The sequence below is a fragment of the Haemophilus sp. HMSC71H05 genome (genome assembly GCF_001838635.1).
Classification (GTDB): domain Bacteria; phylum Pseudomonadota; class Gammaproteobacteria; order Enterobacterales; family Pasteurellaceae; genus Haemophilus_D; species Haemophilus_D parainfluenzae_R.
Genome location: NZ_KV838026.1, coordinates 13,438 through 28,569, shown reverse-complemented (window position 1 = coordinate 28,569; position 15,132 = coordinate 13,438). Strand labels below are relative to the sequence as shown.

Genomic DNA, 15,132 nt, shown 5'->3' with positions numbered 1-15,132 from the left:
TTTAAGATAAAACCCACTGCATTTAAAACAGAAGATTTCTTCAATCATTTGCTATAAAAACAAACAAAAAACGGGCAAAATTTTATAGTATTTGCCACGTTTATGCAACAAGGATTTCTATTCCTTTAAATATCAACTGGTAAAGCACTAATTTCAGCAGAAATACTTTCACCAAATTGAAGTAATTTTTCTAATCTTGCAGTTTCAATACACACCATATTTCGATATCCATCTGCTTTCATTGCACTTGGTGTTTTTTCCCAAGGATTCCATAGCACAATTGAATCTGCGTGATGATGGGTAATTTGAATACGTCGATTAAATGCCTTATCCACCAAGAATGTTTTATCTTCCTCTAACGCATAAATACAATCGACGCCTTGTTCAATTTTACGAGTTGAAGGAACATCTGTATGTTTACCTTGTAATGAGTCATAACAACGGCTTGGTAAATTTTGGACTTCAATTTGTGAAATATCACCAATATTAAAATAACTGTGTAATGCCGCTTGAGCAGGCTCTTGCCCTAAATGCGTTAAAGTCATTGTGCATTTATCGGTAAATTCCATTTTCATTTGGGCTTCAATCACACCATATTCAGAAAAGAGCGAAAATTCTAACCGCACTTCATTCGCTTGCAGATCATAATCACTTAATTGCCACAAACGTAAACGCGCTGTACCGTGTGAAGGTTGTTTAACGCCACCAAACCAAGGGTAACAAAGCGGTACACCACCACGAATTGCAACGCCTTGTGTGAAAGGTTCAATCTCACTTAACCAAAAGACATCCTGCTCTGCCCCTTTAGGTCGCCAATTTAATAGCTGTGCCCCTTGTAATGCAATTCGAGCAGAACCCACTGGGTGATTTAAAGTTAAAACAAGGATTTCATTGATACGTTCTAAAGTTAATTCTGGTGTTAATTGTTGTATTTGAGCTGTCATATTCGCCTCCTTGTGATAAGGCTATTATATAGAAGAAAGATGAATTTGGGTTTGTTAATACACTTTTACTTTTATTTTAAAGAAGGTCTAGTAAACTCTTGTTCTAACTGTATGGACTCTGCTAGATTTCTCTTACTAATTTTTCTAATTATTTCAGATACTAAAAACTGTGATTTAATTGCTATATTTACCAATTCTTGTTTACTAAGATTCTGAGGCTTATATCTTGAATCAACATATTTAGGTAATGAATAATATATTTCAAAAAAATCATCATTTTCATCTATTATCTTGTAGGAAATTAGATTTTCTTTAATCATCTTCCTACAATGCCCTAAGGATTTTATATAGTTAGCGTCACAACCTAAGTACATTAAACTAGATTTAGCAGCTAACTCTACCGAAAGTAGTGATGATTGAATTGCATTAGCAAGATTAATATTCTCCGATAAAGCAAATGCTGCAGACATAGTTGAAGACAAAATCATTTCTAACCAATACACCAGGATTTCATTAGATTCTTTTTCTTTAAGAATATCATCTATGCCAAAGGCTATATCATATAAATCGCAAATGGAAAATACCGCTTTTTTATATTGTTCAAAATAGACATTATGCATTAATGCTAACTCAGAAGGATCAATATCAACAAAATCAAATAGGTTAATCCCTGCCATTCCATAGATAACCGGTATTCTAGTTATATATATTTGATCTCTAAAAGCAATACCACCAATTAACAAATTAGGAATACTAAATTTTTGTCGAGGATAAAGTTTCTGATATATATCTTCCACTTGTTTATAGAAACTGGATATATCTCCTTGAATCTTATTTAAACGCATCCACTCTAATGTGGTCTGGAAAGGTCTCTGATGAATTAAAACATTTTGAGAAATTAATTGATCATCAATTTTTCGAATATCATCTATGGAAATTACTGTCATTTCTAATTATCAATCCTATGATAAAAATTACTACTCGCAATTTTATAAAATATAAAAAAATCGGCACACTTTTTAGTGTACCGATTTTATAGATTAATTACTCTTCACCCAACAATTTCAACTCACGTTGTCTAACTTGGGATTTTAAGATTTCAGCAAACTCTTCAATGGTGAAAGTACCTAAATCGGCACCTTTACGGGTACGTACTGCCACTTTGCCTTCAGCGATTTCTTTATCACCGCAAACTAGCATATAAGGTACGCGACGTAAGGTGTGTTCGCGGATCTTAAAGCCAACTTTTTCATTACGTAAATCTGCTTTAACGCGTAATCCCGCATCAGAAAGTTGTTTCACCACTTTCTGAACGTAGTCTGCTTGGCTATCTGTAATGTTCATCACAATCGCTTGAACTGGTGCTAACCATGCAGGGAAGAAACCCGCATATTCTTCGGTAATAATACCGATGAAACGTTCAATCGAACCTAAAATCGCACGGTGAATCATAACCGGTGTACGACGATCATTGTCTTCTGCCACATAAGACGCATTTAGACGACCTGGTAATGCAAAGTCTAATTGGATAGTACCACATTGCCATTCACGATCTAAGCAGTCACGTAATGCAAACTCAATTTTTGGACCATAGAATGCACCTTCACCTTCTTGAATTTCATATTCAAGACCGTTATGTGCTAATGCTGCCGCAAGACCCGCTTCTGCGCGATCCCACATATCATCTGCACCGATACGTTTTTCAGGACGAGTAGATAATTTCACCTGAATATTTTGGAAACCGAAAGTGCTGTAAATGTCGTAAACCATTTTGATACAGCTAGTTACTTCGCTTTCAATTTGGTCTTCAGTACAGAAAATGTGTGCATCATCTTGAGTGAATCCACGAACACGCATTAAACCGTGTAAAGAACCCGATGGTTCGTTACGGTGGCAAGAACCAAATTCCGCCATGCGGATCGGTAAATCACGGTAAGATTTTAAACCTTGGTTAAAGATTTGAACGTGTCCTGGGCAGTTCATTGGTTTAATCGCATATTCACGGTTTTCTGATTGTGTAGTAAACATCAAATCGCCGTAGTTTTGCCAGTGACCTGTTTTTTCCCATAACACACGGTCCATCATAAACGGACCTTTCACTTCTTGATAATCGTATTCTTTTAATTTTGTACGTACGAAGGTTTCCAATTCACGGAAAATTGTCCAACCATCGTTATGCCAGAACACCATACCCGGTGCTTCTTCTTGCATATGATATAAATCTAACGCTTTACCGATTTTACGGTGGTCACGTTTTGCCGCTTCTTCTAAGCGAGTTAAGTATTCCGCTAATTGTTTTTTATCAGCCCAAGCCGTACCATAGATACGTTGTAACATTTTATTTTTACTATCACCACGCCAGTACGCACCTGCAACTTTCATTAATTTGAAGTGTTGACAGAAACGCATATTCGGCACATGTGGCCCACGACACATATCAATGTATTCTTCGTGATGATAAAGCGCAGGCGTTGCGGTACGTTCGATGTTTTCATCTAAAATAGCCATTTTGTATGGCTCACCGCGTTTTTCAAAAGTATCTCTTGCTTCTTGCCAGCTTACCGGAGTTTTGATGACGTCATAATTGGTTTTCGCCAATTCAAGCATACGTTTTTCGATAGCATCAATGTCTTCTTGCGTTAAAGAACGGTCTAAATCCACGTCATAATAGAAGCCATTTTCAATCGTTGGACCGATTGCCATTTTGACATCTGGGAATAATTGTTTGATTGCGTGACCTAGCAAGTGTGCGCAAGAGTGACGAATAATTTCTAAACCGTCTTCATCTTTTGCCGTAATAATTTCAAGGTTGGCATCTTCATTGATGATGTCACAGGCATCACGACGTTCACCGTTTACACGGCCAGCGATGGTTGCTTTGGCAAGACCGGCTCCGATATCTTGAGCCACTTCTAACACAGAAACTGGACGATCAAATTCACGTTTAGAACCGTCCGGTAAAGTAATAATAGGCATAATTTTTCCTTATACAGTGGTCGCCCATACGAAAGGCAACATGCAAATAATGATTAAAAACAAACCGCACTTTCATTCACTCCCACTATCGAGCAAACCAAGTGCGACGGAGAATTTTAGCACTTTCCACCACACTTGTTAATATCTCGCTGAATTCTTTCCAATGAGTAAACAATGATTTTCCTGATAGTTACTTTATCTATTCAAAATTTCCGATAAAATGACCGCACTTTTGATAGACACAAATTAAAGGAAACTCTATGAACGTATTAGTATTAAAATCAAGCATCCTTGCAGATAACTCTCAAAGCAATAAATTAGCCGATTACACCATTGAAAAATTAAAAGGTCACAACATTGTAGTACGCGATTTGGCAGCGCAACCCCTTCCCCATTTTGGTGCAACGGCAGCAACTGCGGTACGTGGTGAACCTAAAACAGCAGAAGAAAATGCACTTTTAGCCTTATCTGATGAATTAGTGGCTGAATTAAAAGCAGCGGATATCATCGTAATTGGTGCACCAATGTATAACTTAGGCATCCCAACACAACTTAAATCTTATTTTGATTTTATCGCTCGCCCTCGTGTAACTTTCCAATACACCGCAAATGGCCCTGAAGGTTTACTTCAAGGCAAAAAAGCGATTGTATTAGCGAGCTTTGGTGGCATGTATGATGAAAACAACAATGTGACAAATTACTTAAAAGCGATTTTAGGTTTTGTTGGCATTACCGATGTTCAGTTTGCTTATGCAAAAGGTATCGGATTAGGCGCTGAGGCAATTGAAAACGCACAACGTTCAGCAAGAAATAAAATTGATGAGATCGTTGCTGCTCTCTAATCGCTGAATCAGCTCCCTCTATTAAGCCATTTTGAGATATGCCTCGAAATGGCTTTTTTCTAATCAACTTCCTCTATTTTTAATATCTTTGGTTAAAAATTAAAAAAATATTGTAAAATCACGCCAATTTTTTGATTATTTTCTTGACTTATGCATTATGTACTAGTTTAATAGTGCAAAAGTTCAGAATACAGGATTGATTATGAAAAATACCCCTTTTATTGCGGTGACCTCTCAACCGGTTCCCTATTATGCCGACACCACCGCAATTTTTAATACGCTTTGCCAACAGAACTCAAATTCTCTTCTCCTCGACTCTGCTGAAATCGGCAGTAAAAATAGCTTACAGAGCCTTATTCTAATTAATGCTGCCGTTAAAATTACTTGTTTAGGCAATCAAGTGACTTTTAGAGCACTAAATGCGAACGGAAAACAAGTGTTAAATGAAATTCATCCAGTGTTAAGCCAACTCGGTACCGTAAGTGCGGTCAATTTTGATAATGAATTTTCTGTGCAATTTGCACCGCTCGATAATCAATTAGATGAAGACAGTAAATTACAAGCCGCGACAATCTTCGATGGTCTTCGTGTAATTTCTAGCCATTATCAACATAGTAGCACACCAGTCTTTTTGGGTGGTTTATTTGCTTATGATTTGGTGGCAAATTTTATTCCAATGCAAGGTGTTGAATTAAAAGATGATGGTATTCGCTGCCCAGATTACAGTTTCTATCTCGCCGAAAACTTAATTACCATCGATCATCAAAGCCAACAAGCCACATTAAAAAGCTTCTGTTTTAGTCAAGAAGAACAAGTAGAAGTCGCGAAAACGGCACTTTCTATTGCACAAAAATTAAAAAATATTGATGGCGTACTTTCAATTAAAGCAGCAAGTGATGAGGTTAGCACCAACTTTGAAGATCCTGAATTTACAGGTATCGTTAAAGCGTTAAAACATCACATTAATATTGGTGATGTGTTCCAAATCGTACCATCCCGCCGTTTTTCATTAGCTTGCCCGAATACTCTTGCGAGCTACGCACAATTAAAACTTAACAATCCAAGCCCTTATATGTTCTACATGAACGATGAGGAGTTCATTTTATTCGGTGCCTCACCTGAAAGTGCATTGAAATATGCACCGGACAATCGCCAATTAGAAATTTATCCAATTGCAGGTTCTCGCCCGCGTGGTTTTGATGCACATGGTAATATTGATCCAGAATTAGATGCACGTTTGGAATTAGAATTACGCCTTGATCATAAAGAGCAAGCTGAACATTTAATGTTGGTAGATTTAGCGCGTAATGACATTGCTCGCGTGTGCCAAAGCGGTACACGTAAAGTCGCCGAATTAATGCAAGTGGATCGCTATTCGCACATCATGCATTTAGTTTCTCGCGTAGTGGGTAAATTACGTCCTGAACTTGATGCCTTACATGCTTATCAAGCTTGTATGAATATGGGTACCTTAACTGGCGCACCTAAAATTAAAGCGATGCAGTTAATTTATCAATTTGAACAGCAAAAACGCCACAGCTATGGCGGTGCGGTTGGCTATCTTACATCTGACGGTCGTTTTGATACTTGTATTGTGATTCGTTCTGCTTTTGTTCAAAATGGCATTGCGCATATTCAAGCAGGCTGTGGCGAAGTATTGGATTCAGATCCACAAATGGAAGCGGATGAAACTCGCCATAAAGCGGCTGCAGTGCTTAAAGCAATTAAACAAATCAATACCCAAGCAAAATAAGGACGATAAATTATGGCTAATATTCTCTTTTTAGATAATTTTGATTCATTCACGTATAACTTAGTGGATCAATTCCGTGTGCTTGGGCATAACGTAAAAATTTATCGTAATGACACCAATTTAGAACAAGTGGTACAAGAAGCATTAAATACACCCGATACGATTCTTGCACTCTCTCCAGGACCAGGTACTCCGGCAGAAGCAGGCATCTTACTTCCACTCATTGAACGTTTAAAAAATGATGTGCCCATTATCGGGATTTGCTTAGGTCATCAAGCGCTTATCCAAGCCTTTGGTGGAGAGGTTGTACATGCAGGTGAAGTATTACATGGTAAAGTATCGCGCATTCAACACGATAACCAAGCCATGTTCAAAGATATTGCCAACCCAATGCCAGTGGCACGTTATCACTCTTTAATGGGCAAAAATCTGCCTGAAGAATTTATTGTCAATGCCGATTACAATGGTATCGTAATGGCAATTCGTCATAAAACCTTGCCAATTTGTGCTTTCCAATTCCATCCAGAAAGTATTCTCACTGTACAAGGTTCGAAATTATTACAACAATCTGTGGAATGGTTATTAAACAGAGATTAAGGAAGAAAAATGATTACCGTATATGGATTAAAAGAAGTGCTTGCACCTCGTCGTCAAGATATTGCTGAAGTAATTTATAACTGTTTAAACCTTGGTTTAGACATCCCTCGCGGAAAGCATGCGATTCGTTTTTTATGTTTAGATAAAGAAGATTTTCTTTATCCTATCGATCGTAACGATGATTACACCGTTATTGAAATTAACCTAATGCAAGGTCGTATGGAAGGTACAAAAAAACGTTTAATCAAAATGCTCTTCAGCGAACTAGAATACAAAATTGGGATTAAATCTCACAACGTTGAAATTACGATTAAAGAACAACCAGCACACTGCTGGGGCTTCCGTGGTATGACAGGCGATGAAGCACGCGATTTAGATTACGATATTTACGTATAAGGGACGAGATTATGCAAACGGCTCAATTATTAGAACAACTTTACAACGGAAAAACACTTAACAAAGAAGAAAGTGCGGTCATTTTTAATGCCATTATGCAAGGCGAACTCAATAATGAACAAATCGCTGCCATGCTGATTGCGTTAAAAGTACGTGGTGCCACTATTGATGAATTAAGTGGTGCGGTATCGGCCTCCTTGCAAAATGCCAAATCATTCCCTCGTCCAAACTACCCTTTTGCTGATATCGTGGGTACTGGCGGTGATGGTCAAAACACGATTAATATCTCTACGGCGAGTGCGATTGTTGCAGCCTCTATGGGTGCCAAAGTAGCCAAACACGGTAACCGCAGTGTATCAAGCAAATCAGGTGCCAGTGATGTATTAACTGCTCTCGGGGTGAATGTCAACGTCACGCCAGAACAAGCTCGTCAAGCACTTGATGATATTGGGGTATGTTTCTTATTTGCTCAACAATATCACAGTGGGTTTAAACATGTTGCCCCTGTTCGTGCGGCATTAAAAACACGTACGCTTTTTAATATTTTAGGTCCATTAATCAATCCAGCTCGCCCAACTTATCATTTGCTTGGCGTGTATGCCCCTGAATTAGTAAAAACCTATGCAGAAACTGCTGTTGCATTAGGTCATCAACATACTTTTGTTGTGCATGGTGCAGGTCTTGATGAAGTCGCTGTACACGGTGAAACTCAAGTGGCTGAAATTAAAAACGGCAAAATTGACTACTTCACCTTAACACCTGAAGATTTTGGTTTAAAAACACAATCTTTAGAAAGTTTACGTGGTGGCGAACCGCAAGAAAATGCCCAATATCTGACCGCACTTTTGCAAGGTAAAGGTAAAGCTGAACACGCTAATGCGGTAGCGGCGAATGTGGCATTATTGTTGAAATTATTTGGTCATGATGACTTAAAACAAAATGTTCAAAATGTATTGGCTCATCTTGCATCAGGCAAAGCGTTTTATACATTACAACATTTAACAAGATATTAAGATAAAGGCTGATTTGATAAGCCACAATAAGAAGAAATATTATGATCATGCAAGATTTCACCAAACCAATTGACTCTGCGACGGTACTGCAAAAAATCGTCTTAGACAAAGCACAATGGGTTAAAGCAAAGGAAGCTGAATTTCCGCTTTCACAATTTAAAGAAAACATTCAAAAATCTGACCGCTCTTTCTATGATGCGTTGGCTAAAGGCACACATCAAAAGCCCGCTTATATTTTGGAATGTAAGAAAGCGTCCCCTTCTAAAGGATTAATTCGTAATGAATTTAATTTAGATGAAATCGCCAATGTGTATAAGCATTACGCATCAGCTGTTTCAGTGCTAACGGATGAGAAATACTTCCAAGGTAAATTTGACTATTTGCCGCAAGTACGTGACGTTGTCTCACAACCTGTATTGTGCAAAGATTTTATGATCAGCGAATATCAGGTTTATCTCGCGCGCCACTATCAAGCTGATGCTATTTTATTGATGCTTTCAGTGGTGAATGATGAAACCTATCGCGTACTAGCTGATCTGGCGCATTCTCTCGGCATGGGTGTATTGACTGAAACCAGCAACGAAGAAGAGTTTGAGCGTGCCCTTGCATTAGGTGCAAAAATTATCGGCGTCAACAATCGTAATCTTCACGATCTCACTGTTGATTTAAACCGCGTGGTAGAACTCACACAAAAATATGCCGATCGTATTCCTGCTGATGCACGTATTATCAGCGAATCTGGGATTTATAATCACAGCCAAATTCGTGATTTGCAAAAGGTGGCACATGGCTTTTTAATCGGCAGTAGCCTAATGGGCAGCGCAGATTTAAATAATGCTGTGCGTGAAGTGATTTTTGGAGAAAATAAAGTATGCGGCTTAACTCGCACACAAGATGTCAAAGAGGTTTACGCAAACGGAGCATTATACGGCGGCTTAATTTTCGTCGAACATTCAAAACGCTGTGTGAGCCTACGTCAAGCCCAAGAATTACTGACAGCATCACCACTTCGTTTTGTTGGCGTGTTCCAGAATCAAGAAATTGATTTTATTGTAAAAATCGCTAAACAATTGCAGCTTTATGCCGTTCAGCTACACGGTTCAGAAACCGCTGAATTTATTACTGCACTTCGTCACCAACTGCCTGAGAAAACTCAAATTTGGAAAGCTATTTCAGTAGATACTGAAGCACAAAGTGCGGTTGATTTTACGGATGATTTAAATATCACTCGCTATATTTTCGATAGCCAATCTGCTAATCAACAAGGTGGCACAGGAAAAACCTTTAATTGGTCACTCATTCCTGAAAACTTGAAACACAAAATTATTTTGGCTGGTGGCATTTCACCTGACAATATTGAACAAGCCATTAAGCAAGGTTGCTTAGGGGTTGATCTCAATTCTGGTGTAGAAACTGCCGCTGGCGTGAAAGATAGCGAAAAAGTGCGGTCAGTTTTTAAGACGATTTTGTCAAATTAATCTGATTGCTAAGGGTAAGTATTATGCAAAGAACAGCGTTAGTAACTGGCGCAACTGCCGGATTTGGTGCGGCAATTTGTCGCACACTCATTGAAAATGGCTATCGTGTAATTGGTACGGGACGCCGTGTAGCTCGTTTGGAACAATTACAACAAGAATTAGGTGATAACTTCCATTTTCTTGCCTTTGATATTTCAGATCGCCAAGCAACAGAAGATGCGTTCCATTCTCTTCCCGCTAGTTGGCAATCCATTGATTTATTGGTGAATAATGCAGGATTAGCATTAGGCTTAGAAAGTGCAGATAAAGCGAATTTAGACGATTGGATGCAAATGATTGATACCAATATTAAAGGACTCGTCACTATCACACGTCTTGTGTTACCACAAATGGTAGAACGTAATTCAGGCCATATTATTAATTTAGGCTCAATTGCTGGCACCTATCCTTATCCAGGTGGCAATATATACGGTGGCACTAAAGCTTTTATCAAACAATTTAGTTTAAATCTTCGAGCCGATCTTGCAGGCACACAAATTCGCGTGACCAATGTTGAACCCGGCCTTTGTGGTGGAACTGAATTTTCGAATGTTCGCTTTAAAGGTGATGATGCCCGAGCAGAAAAACTCTATGAAAATGTGGAATATGTCAGTCCACAAGATATTGCTAATATTGTTCTATGGCTCAATCAACAACCTGAACATGTCAATATTAATCGCATTGAAGTGATGCCAACTGCTCAAACCTTTGCACCACTTAATGTCGCAAGAATTCAAAAATAACAAGGAAATATTATGTCAGAAACCCTTTTAAATCCTTATTTCGGTGAATTTGGCGGAATGTATGTACCGGAGATTCTCGTACCGGTACTACAACAGCTAGAAAAAGCCTTTGTTGAAGCAAAAGACGATCCTGAATTCCAACGTGAATTTCAAGATTTACTTAAAAATTATGCGGGCAGACCGACCGCACTTACCCTTTGCCGTAATTTAACCAAAGGCACTAAAGCAAAAATTTATTTAAAACGTGAAGATTTACTTCACGGTGGTGCCCATAAAACCAACCAAGTGTTAGGTCAAATTTTATTGGCAAAACGCATGGGTAAAACACGCATTATCGCGGAAACCGGTGCGGGCCAACATGGTGTTGCGACAGCCCTTGCTTGTGCAATGTTAGATATGCCTTGCCGTGTTTATATGGGGGCAAAAGACGTAGAACGTCAATCACCAAACGTATTCCGTATGCGTTTAATGGGTGCGGAAGTGATTCCTGTACAAAAAGGTTCTTGCTCATTAAAAGATGCATGCTGTGAAGCGATGCGTGATTGGTCAGCTAATTATGAAAATACCCATTATTTATTGGGTACGGCGGCAGGCCCTCATCCATTCCCAACCATTGTACGAGAATTCCAAAAAATGATTGGTGAAGAAACCAAACGTCAAATCTTAGAAAAAGAAGGTCGCTTACCGGATGCTGTTATTGCAGCAGTCGGTGGTGGTTCGAATGCCATTGGTATGTTTACCGATTTTATTGATGAAAAAGGTGTGCGCTTAATTGGTGTAGAACCCGCTGGTCACGGCATTGAAAGTGGTGAACATGGTGCACCATTAGGCCATGCAAAAGTTGGTATTTATTTCGGTATGAAATCACCTTTAATGCAAACTGAAGATGGTCAAGTAGAAGAATCCTACTCTATTTCTGCTGGATTAGACTTCCCTTCTGTAGGGCCTCAACATGCTTACTTACAAAGCATTGGTCGTGCAGAATACCCAAGTATTACAGATGATGAAGCATTAAACGCTTTCCAAGCATTAGCAAAACATGAAGGGATTATTCCTGCATTGGAAAGTTCGCATGCATTAGCATACGCATTAAAAATGATTCATCAAGAACCGAATAAAGAACAAATTTTAGTGGTGAATCTCTCTGGTCGTGGTGATAAAGATATTTTCACCGTTGATAAAGTTTTAAAAGAAAAAGGAATGCAATAATGAGCCGTTTTGAAACTAAATTTGCAGAACTTGCAGCGAAAAAAGAAGGGGCGTTTGTACCTTTCGTGACATTATGCGATCCAACATTTGATCGCTCTTTTGAGATTATTTGTACTTTAGTTGAAAATGGCGCAGATGCGTTGGAATTAGGCTTTCCATTTTCTGATCCGCTATTAGACGGTCCCGTTATCCAGGCGGCTAATAACCGTGCGCTCAATGCGGGCCATAGCACTGAAGACAGCTTTAAATTACTCGCTAAAGTACGGTCAAAATATCCAGAAATTCCGATTAGTTTACTCCTTTGTGCAAATTTAATTTTTGCAAAAGGATTAGATAATTTCTATCAACGCTGTGCAGAAGTCGGCGTGGATGCAGTTTTAGTGGCAGATATTCCATTATTGGCAAAAGAAGACTATGTTCAAGCTGCTAAAAAACATGGCATTCAACCTGTCTTTATTTGCCCACCAAATGCTGATGTAAAAACAGTACAAGGCGTTGCTGAAAACAGCGAAGGCTATACCTATTTAGTTTCTCGTGCAGGTGTAACAAGTGCAGAGAATCAAGCTCATGCCGCAAACTTAGATACACTTGTAGAACAACTTAAAACCCACAAGGCTCCAGCAATTCTACAAGGTTTTGGTATTGCTCAACCTGCTCAAGTGAAAGAAGCCCTTCAACTGGGTGCTGCAGGCGCAATTTCAGGCTCTGCAACCGTAAAAATCATTGAGCGAAATTTAGATAATCAGGCTCAATGCTTATCTGAACTTGCCGAGTTTGTTCGCAATATGAAAGCAGCAACAAAATAATAAATAAAAAAGTGCGGTTAAAATTAACCGCACTTTTATTTTTCTTTCATTAATCCACGATTCGTAAATGAGATGCTGATTTCTGTGGTTTCTTTTCCGTCTTAGGCTTATCTACCGCTTCTGCAAAGCTTAATGGCTGTTCTGATGTTGGCTCACGATTTAATTCATCGTAAATTTCTTCTGGCTCAAACATCACGCCATCACCATTTTCACGTGCATAAATAGCTAAAGCTGCGCCCATAGGAATATATAACTCACGAGCCACACCTTTGAAACGTGCATTAAACTGAATAAAGTCATTTGTTAATTGCAAATTCCCCGTCGCACCAGCAGAAAGATTTAAAACGATTTGCCCATCTTTCACGTATTCCACAGGCACATTGGTACCATAATAATTGGCATCCACCACTAAATATGGGGTGAAATCGTTATCCACTAGCCAATCATAATAGGCTCTTAGTAAATAAGGACGTTTTGGAGAAGGTGTATGAGCCATTATTTATCATCCATTAAATTTTTAGGTGCAGCTTCACCTACAGATTGCAAGAATGAATCACGGCTAAACACACGATCCATATAGCCTTTGATTGCTTTGCTTCCTGTACCGCTGAATTCAACGCCCATATTACGTAGTTTCCATAATAATGGTGCAACATAGCAATCAACCAAGCCAAACTCTTCGCTCATAAAATAAGGAGTTTGTTGGAAGATAACCGATACCGCTAGCAATTCTTCTTTTAACTGTTTTAATGCCTCTTCACGTTCAACTTCCGTACCTTTTTCAGCAATTTCTAATGTTGGATACCAATCTTGTTCGATACGTAACATTAAAAGACGGCTTTTCGCACGAGAAACGGGATAAACTGGCATAAGTGGAGGATGTGGAAAACGCTCATCAAGATATTCCATAATAATGCGTGAGCTGAATAATACTAAATCACGATCCACCAATGTTGGTAATGTGCCGTAAGGATTTAATTCCATTAAATCTTCTGATAATGCTTGCAAATCAACTTCTTCGTTTTCGTAAGCGACACCTTTTTCAGCTAAGACAATTTTTACCTGATGGCAGTAAATGTCATTTTTATTTGAAAAAAGAGTCATTACTGAACGTTTACTTGATGCATTGGACATTTATTCCTCCGAAGATCCAAAATAATCTATATACTTCTACTAAAAGTGGGCGATTATTTTAACATAACCGAGATCAAAATTGCCAATATTTTCTTGTTTTTATTTTAAAATCAATCAATTACAAATACACAACAAGAAATCAAAGCATGGTAATTTTTAATTAATTTATTTTTTACAGACATAAAAAAAGCAGAGATTGCTCTCTGCTTTCTTGAAACGATAATAAAAAATTAACGTTTGGAGTATTGTGGACGACGACGTGCTTTGTGTAAACCAACTTTTTTACGTTCAACGCGACGTGCGTCACGAGTAACGAAGCCAGCTGCACGAAGAGCAGGACGTAAAGTCTCATCATATTCCATTAATGCACGAGTGATACCGTGACGGATTGCACCCGCTTGACCAGAAATACCACCACCTTTAACAGTGATGTATAGGTCTAATTTATCAGTTAATTCCACTAATTCTAACGGTTGACGTACGATCATACGAGCTGTTTCGCGACCGAAATATACGTCTAATTCACGTTGGTTGATAGTGATTTTACCACTGCCCGGTTTGATAAATACACGAGCTGAAGAGCTTTTGCGGCGACCAGTGCCGTAGTTTTGATTCTCTGCCATTTCCTAAACCTCGTGATTAAATGTCTAATACTTGTGGTTGTTGTGCTGCGTGTTGGTGTTCTGCACCCGCATACACTTTTAATTTACGGAACATTGCACGGCCTAATGGACCTTTTGGCAACATACCTTTAACCGCAATTTCAATCACCGCTTCAGGACGGCGAGCGATCATTTCTTTGAAAGTCGCTTGTTTGATACCACCTACATAGCCAGTGTGCCAGTAGTAAAGTTTATCTGTTTCTTTACGACCAGTTACTGCCACTTTGTCTGCGTTGATAACGATGATATAATCACCAGTATCTACGTGTGGAGTGTACTCAGCCTTGTGTTTACCACGAAGACGGCGTGCTAATTCAGTAGCTAAACGACCTAAAGTTTTACCTGTCGCATCTACCACATACCAGTCACGTTTTACTGTTTCCGGTTTTGCTACAAAAGTTTTCATTAATTAATTACCAAAATATAAGTTTGATACCCAGTGTTCCATATTGTTTGAAACACAACCATTAATCTTAATCTCCACCCCTTCGAGTGTGATCTCGATAAAATAATGCACGGTGGGAATCCGTGCATTTACAG

At 38.7% G+C, this 15,132-nt stretch carries 16 protein-coding genes; 9 read left to right on the top strand and 7 right to left on the bottom strand.

Annotated elements, in window-relative coordinates; translation table 11 throughout:
- Window positions 1-125 precede the first annotated feature (125 nt).
- The 3 genes from HMPREF3279_RS01525 to thrS form a co-directional block, all read right to left on the bottom strand.
- Window positions 126-944, bottom strand: a complete 819-nt coding sequence (locus HMPREF3279_RS01525) for a D-hexose-6-phosphate mutarotase (RefSeq protein WP_070867849.1) — start codon at window positions 942-944, stop codon at window positions 126-128.
- A 71-nt stretch (window positions 945-1,015) separates the two neighbouring features.
- Window positions 1,016-1,891, bottom strand: coding sequence for a hypothetical protein (locus tag HMPREF3279_RS01520; protein ID WP_070867848.1), 876 nt, complete (start codon window positions 1,889-1,891; stop codon window positions 1,016-1,018).
- A 97-nt stretch (window positions 1,892-1,988) separates the two neighbouring features.
- Entirely contained in the window at window positions 1,989-3,920 is a 1,932-nt protein-coding gene (thrS, locus tag HMPREF3279_RS01515; RefSeq protein WP_049373418.1) for a threonine--tRNA ligase, read from the bottom strand.
- A 260-nt stretch (window positions 3,921-4,180) separates the two neighbouring features.
- On the opposite strand from thrS, the gene HMPREF3279_RS01510 reads away from it, so the two are divergent.
- The 9 genes from HMPREF3279_RS01510 (at window position 4,181) to trpA (ending at window position 12,796) form a co-directional block, all read left to right on the top strand.
- Complete coding sequence (locus tag HMPREF3279_RS01510; protein ID WP_070867847.1) at window positions 4,181-4,762, top strand: FMN-dependent NADH-azoreductase; 582 nt, start codon at window positions 4,181-4,183, stop codon at window positions 4,760-4,762.
- A gap of 202 nt (window positions 4,763-4,964) precedes the next feature.
- The gene (gene trpE / locus HMPREF3279_RS01505; RefSeq protein WP_070867846.1) at window positions 4,965-6,515 is read left to right on the top strand and encodes an anthranilate synthase component I; all 1,551 of its coding nucleotides are present in this window, start codon (window positions 4,965-4,967) and stop codon (window positions 6,513-6,515) included.
- 12 nt (window positions 6,516-6,527) lie between these two features.
- The gene (locus HMPREF3279_RS01500) at window positions 6,528-7,112 is read left to right on the top strand and encodes an aminodeoxychorismate/anthranilate synthase component II (protein WP_070775849.1); all 585 of its coding nucleotides are present in this window, start codon (window positions 6,528-6,530) and stop codon (window positions 7,110-7,112) included.
- A gap of 9 nt (window positions 7,113-7,121) precedes the next feature.
- Entirely contained in the window at window positions 7,122-7,508 is a 387-nt protein-coding gene (locus tag HMPREF3279_RS01495) for a tautomerase family protein (protein WP_005629316.1), read from the top strand.
- Window positions 7,509-7,519: 11 nt separating this feature from the next.
- On the top strand, window positions 7,520-8,521 hold the full coding sequence (gene trpD / locus HMPREF3279_RS01490; RefSeq protein WP_070867845.1) for an anthranilate phosphoribosyltransferase: 1,002 nt from the start codon (window positions 7,520-7,522) through the stop codon (window positions 8,519-8,521).
- Between the two features lie 41 nt (window positions 8,522-8,562).
- Window positions 8,563-9,999: a bifunctional indole-3-glycerol-phosphate synthase TrpC/phosphoribosylanthranilate isomerase TrpF gene (trpCF, locus tag HMPREF3279_RS01485; RefSeq protein WP_070867844.1), complete on the top strand. Its 1,437-nt coding sequence runs from the start codon at window positions 8,563-8,565 to the stop codon at window positions 9,997-9,999.
- A gap of 23 nt (window positions 10,000-10,022) precedes the next feature.
- A complete protein-coding gene (locus HMPREF3279_RS01480; RefSeq protein ID WP_070867843.1) occupies window positions 10,023-10,781 on the top strand; it encodes an SDR family oxidoreductase in 759 nt (252 codons plus the stop codon).
- Between the two features lie 12 nt (window positions 10,782-10,793).
- Window positions 10,794-11,990: a tryptophan synthase subunit beta gene (trpB, locus tag HMPREF3279_RS01475; RefSeq protein WP_070867842.1), complete on the top strand. Its 1,197-nt coding sequence runs from the start codon at window positions 10,794-10,796 to the stop codon at window positions 11,988-11,990.
- The gene (gene trpA, locus HMPREF3279_RS01470) at window positions 11,990-12,796 is read left to right on the top strand and encodes a tryptophan synthase subunit alpha (RefSeq protein WP_070867841.1); all 807 of its coding nucleotides are present in this window, start codon (window positions 11,990-11,992) and stop codon (window positions 12,794-12,796) included. Before trpB ends, trpA begins: the two co-directional genes overlap by 1 nt.
- A gap of 49 nt (window positions 12,797-12,845) precedes the next feature.
- Here the strand turns inward: trpA and HMPREF3279_RS01465 are convergent, their stop codons facing one another.
- The 4 genes from HMPREF3279_RS01465 to rplM form a co-directional block, all read right to left on the bottom strand.
- Complete coding sequence (locus HMPREF3279_RS01465) at window positions 12,846-13,292, bottom strand: ClpXP protease specificity-enhancing factor (protein ID WP_070867840.1); 447 nt, start codon at window positions 13,290-13,292, stop codon at window positions 12,846-12,848.
- A complete protein-coding gene (gene sspA, locus HMPREF3279_RS01460; RefSeq protein WP_005696172.1) occupies window positions 13,292-13,930 on the bottom strand; it encodes a stringent starvation protein SspA in 639 nt (212 codons plus the stop codon). The genes HMPREF3279_RS01465 and sspA overlap by 1 nt, the downstream gene beginning before the upstream one ends.
- A 230-nt stretch (window positions 13,931-14,160) precedes the next feature.
- A complete protein-coding gene (gene rpsI, locus HMPREF3279_RS01455) occupies window positions 14,161-14,553 on the bottom strand; it encodes a 30S ribosomal protein S9 (RefSeq protein ID WP_005696173.1) in 393 nt (130 codons plus the stop codon).
- Window positions 14,554-14,569: 16 nt separating this feature from the next.
- On the bottom strand, window positions 14,570-14,998 hold the full coding sequence (gene rplM / locus HMPREF3279_RS01450; RefSeq protein WP_005628896.1) for a 50S ribosomal protein L13: 429 nt from the start codon (window positions 14,996-14,998) through the stop codon (window positions 14,570-14,572).
- Between the last annotated feature and the right edge of the window lie 134 nt (window positions 14,999-15,132).

Coding starts and splice junctions, on each gene's coding strand:
- HMPREF3279_RS01525 (WP_070867849.1), bottom strand. CDS start 944: ATGACAGCTCAAATACAACAATTAACACCAGAATTAACTTTAGAACGT.
- HMPREF3279_RS01520 (WP_070867848.1), bottom strand. CDS start 1,891: ATGACAGTAATTTCCATAGATGATATTCGAAAAATTGATGATCAATTA.
- thrS (WP_049373418.1), bottom strand. CDS start 3,920: ATGCCTATTATTACTTTACCGGACGGTTCTAAACGTGAATTTGATCGT.
- HMPREF3279_RS01510 (WP_070867847.1), top strand. CDS start 4,181: ATGAACGTATTAGTATTAAAATCAAGCATCCTTGCAGATAACTCTCAA.
- trpE (WP_070867846.1), top strand. CDS start 4,965: ATGAAAAATACCCCTTTTATTGCGGTGACCTCTCAACCGGTTCCCTAT.
- HMPREF3279_RS01500 (WP_070775849.1), top strand. CDS start 6,528: ATGGCTAATATTCTCTTTTTAGATAATTTTGATTCATTCACGTATAAC.
- HMPREF3279_RS01495 (WP_005629316.1), top strand. CDS start 7,122: ATGATTACCGTATATGGATTAAAAGAAGTGCTTGCACCTCGTCGTCAA.
- trpD (WP_070867845.1), top strand. CDS start 7,520: ATGCAAACGGCTCAATTATTAGAACAACTTTACAACGGAAAAACACTT.
- trpCF (WP_070867844.1), top strand. CDS start 8,563: ATGATCATGCAAGATTTCACCAAACCAATTGACTCTGCGACGGTACTG.
- HMPREF3279_RS01480 (WP_070867843.1), top strand. CDS start 10,023: ATGCAAAGAACAGCGTTAGTAACTGGCGCAACTGCCGGATTTGGTGCG.
- trpB (WP_070867842.1), top strand. CDS start 10,794: ATGTCAGAAACCCTTTTAAATCCTTATTTCGGTGAATTTGGCGGAATG.
- trpA (WP_070867841.1), top strand. CDS start 11,990: ATGAGCCGTTTTGAAACTAAATTTGCAGAACTTGCAGCGAAAAAAGAA.
- HMPREF3279_RS01465 (WP_070867840.1), bottom strand. CDS start 13,292: ATGGCTCATACACCTTCTCCAAAACGTCCTTATTTACTAAGAGCCTAT.
- sspA (WP_005696172.1), bottom strand. CDS start 13,930: ATGTCCAATGCATCAAGTAAACGTTCAGTAATGACTCTTTTTTCAAAT.
- rpsI (WP_005696173.1), bottom strand. CDS start 14,553: ATGGCAGAGAATCAAAACTACGGCACTGGTCGCCGCAAAAGCTCTTCA.
- rplM (WP_005628896.1), bottom strand. CDS start 14,998: ATGAAAACTTTTGTAGCAAAACCGGAAACAGTAAAACGTGACTGGTAT.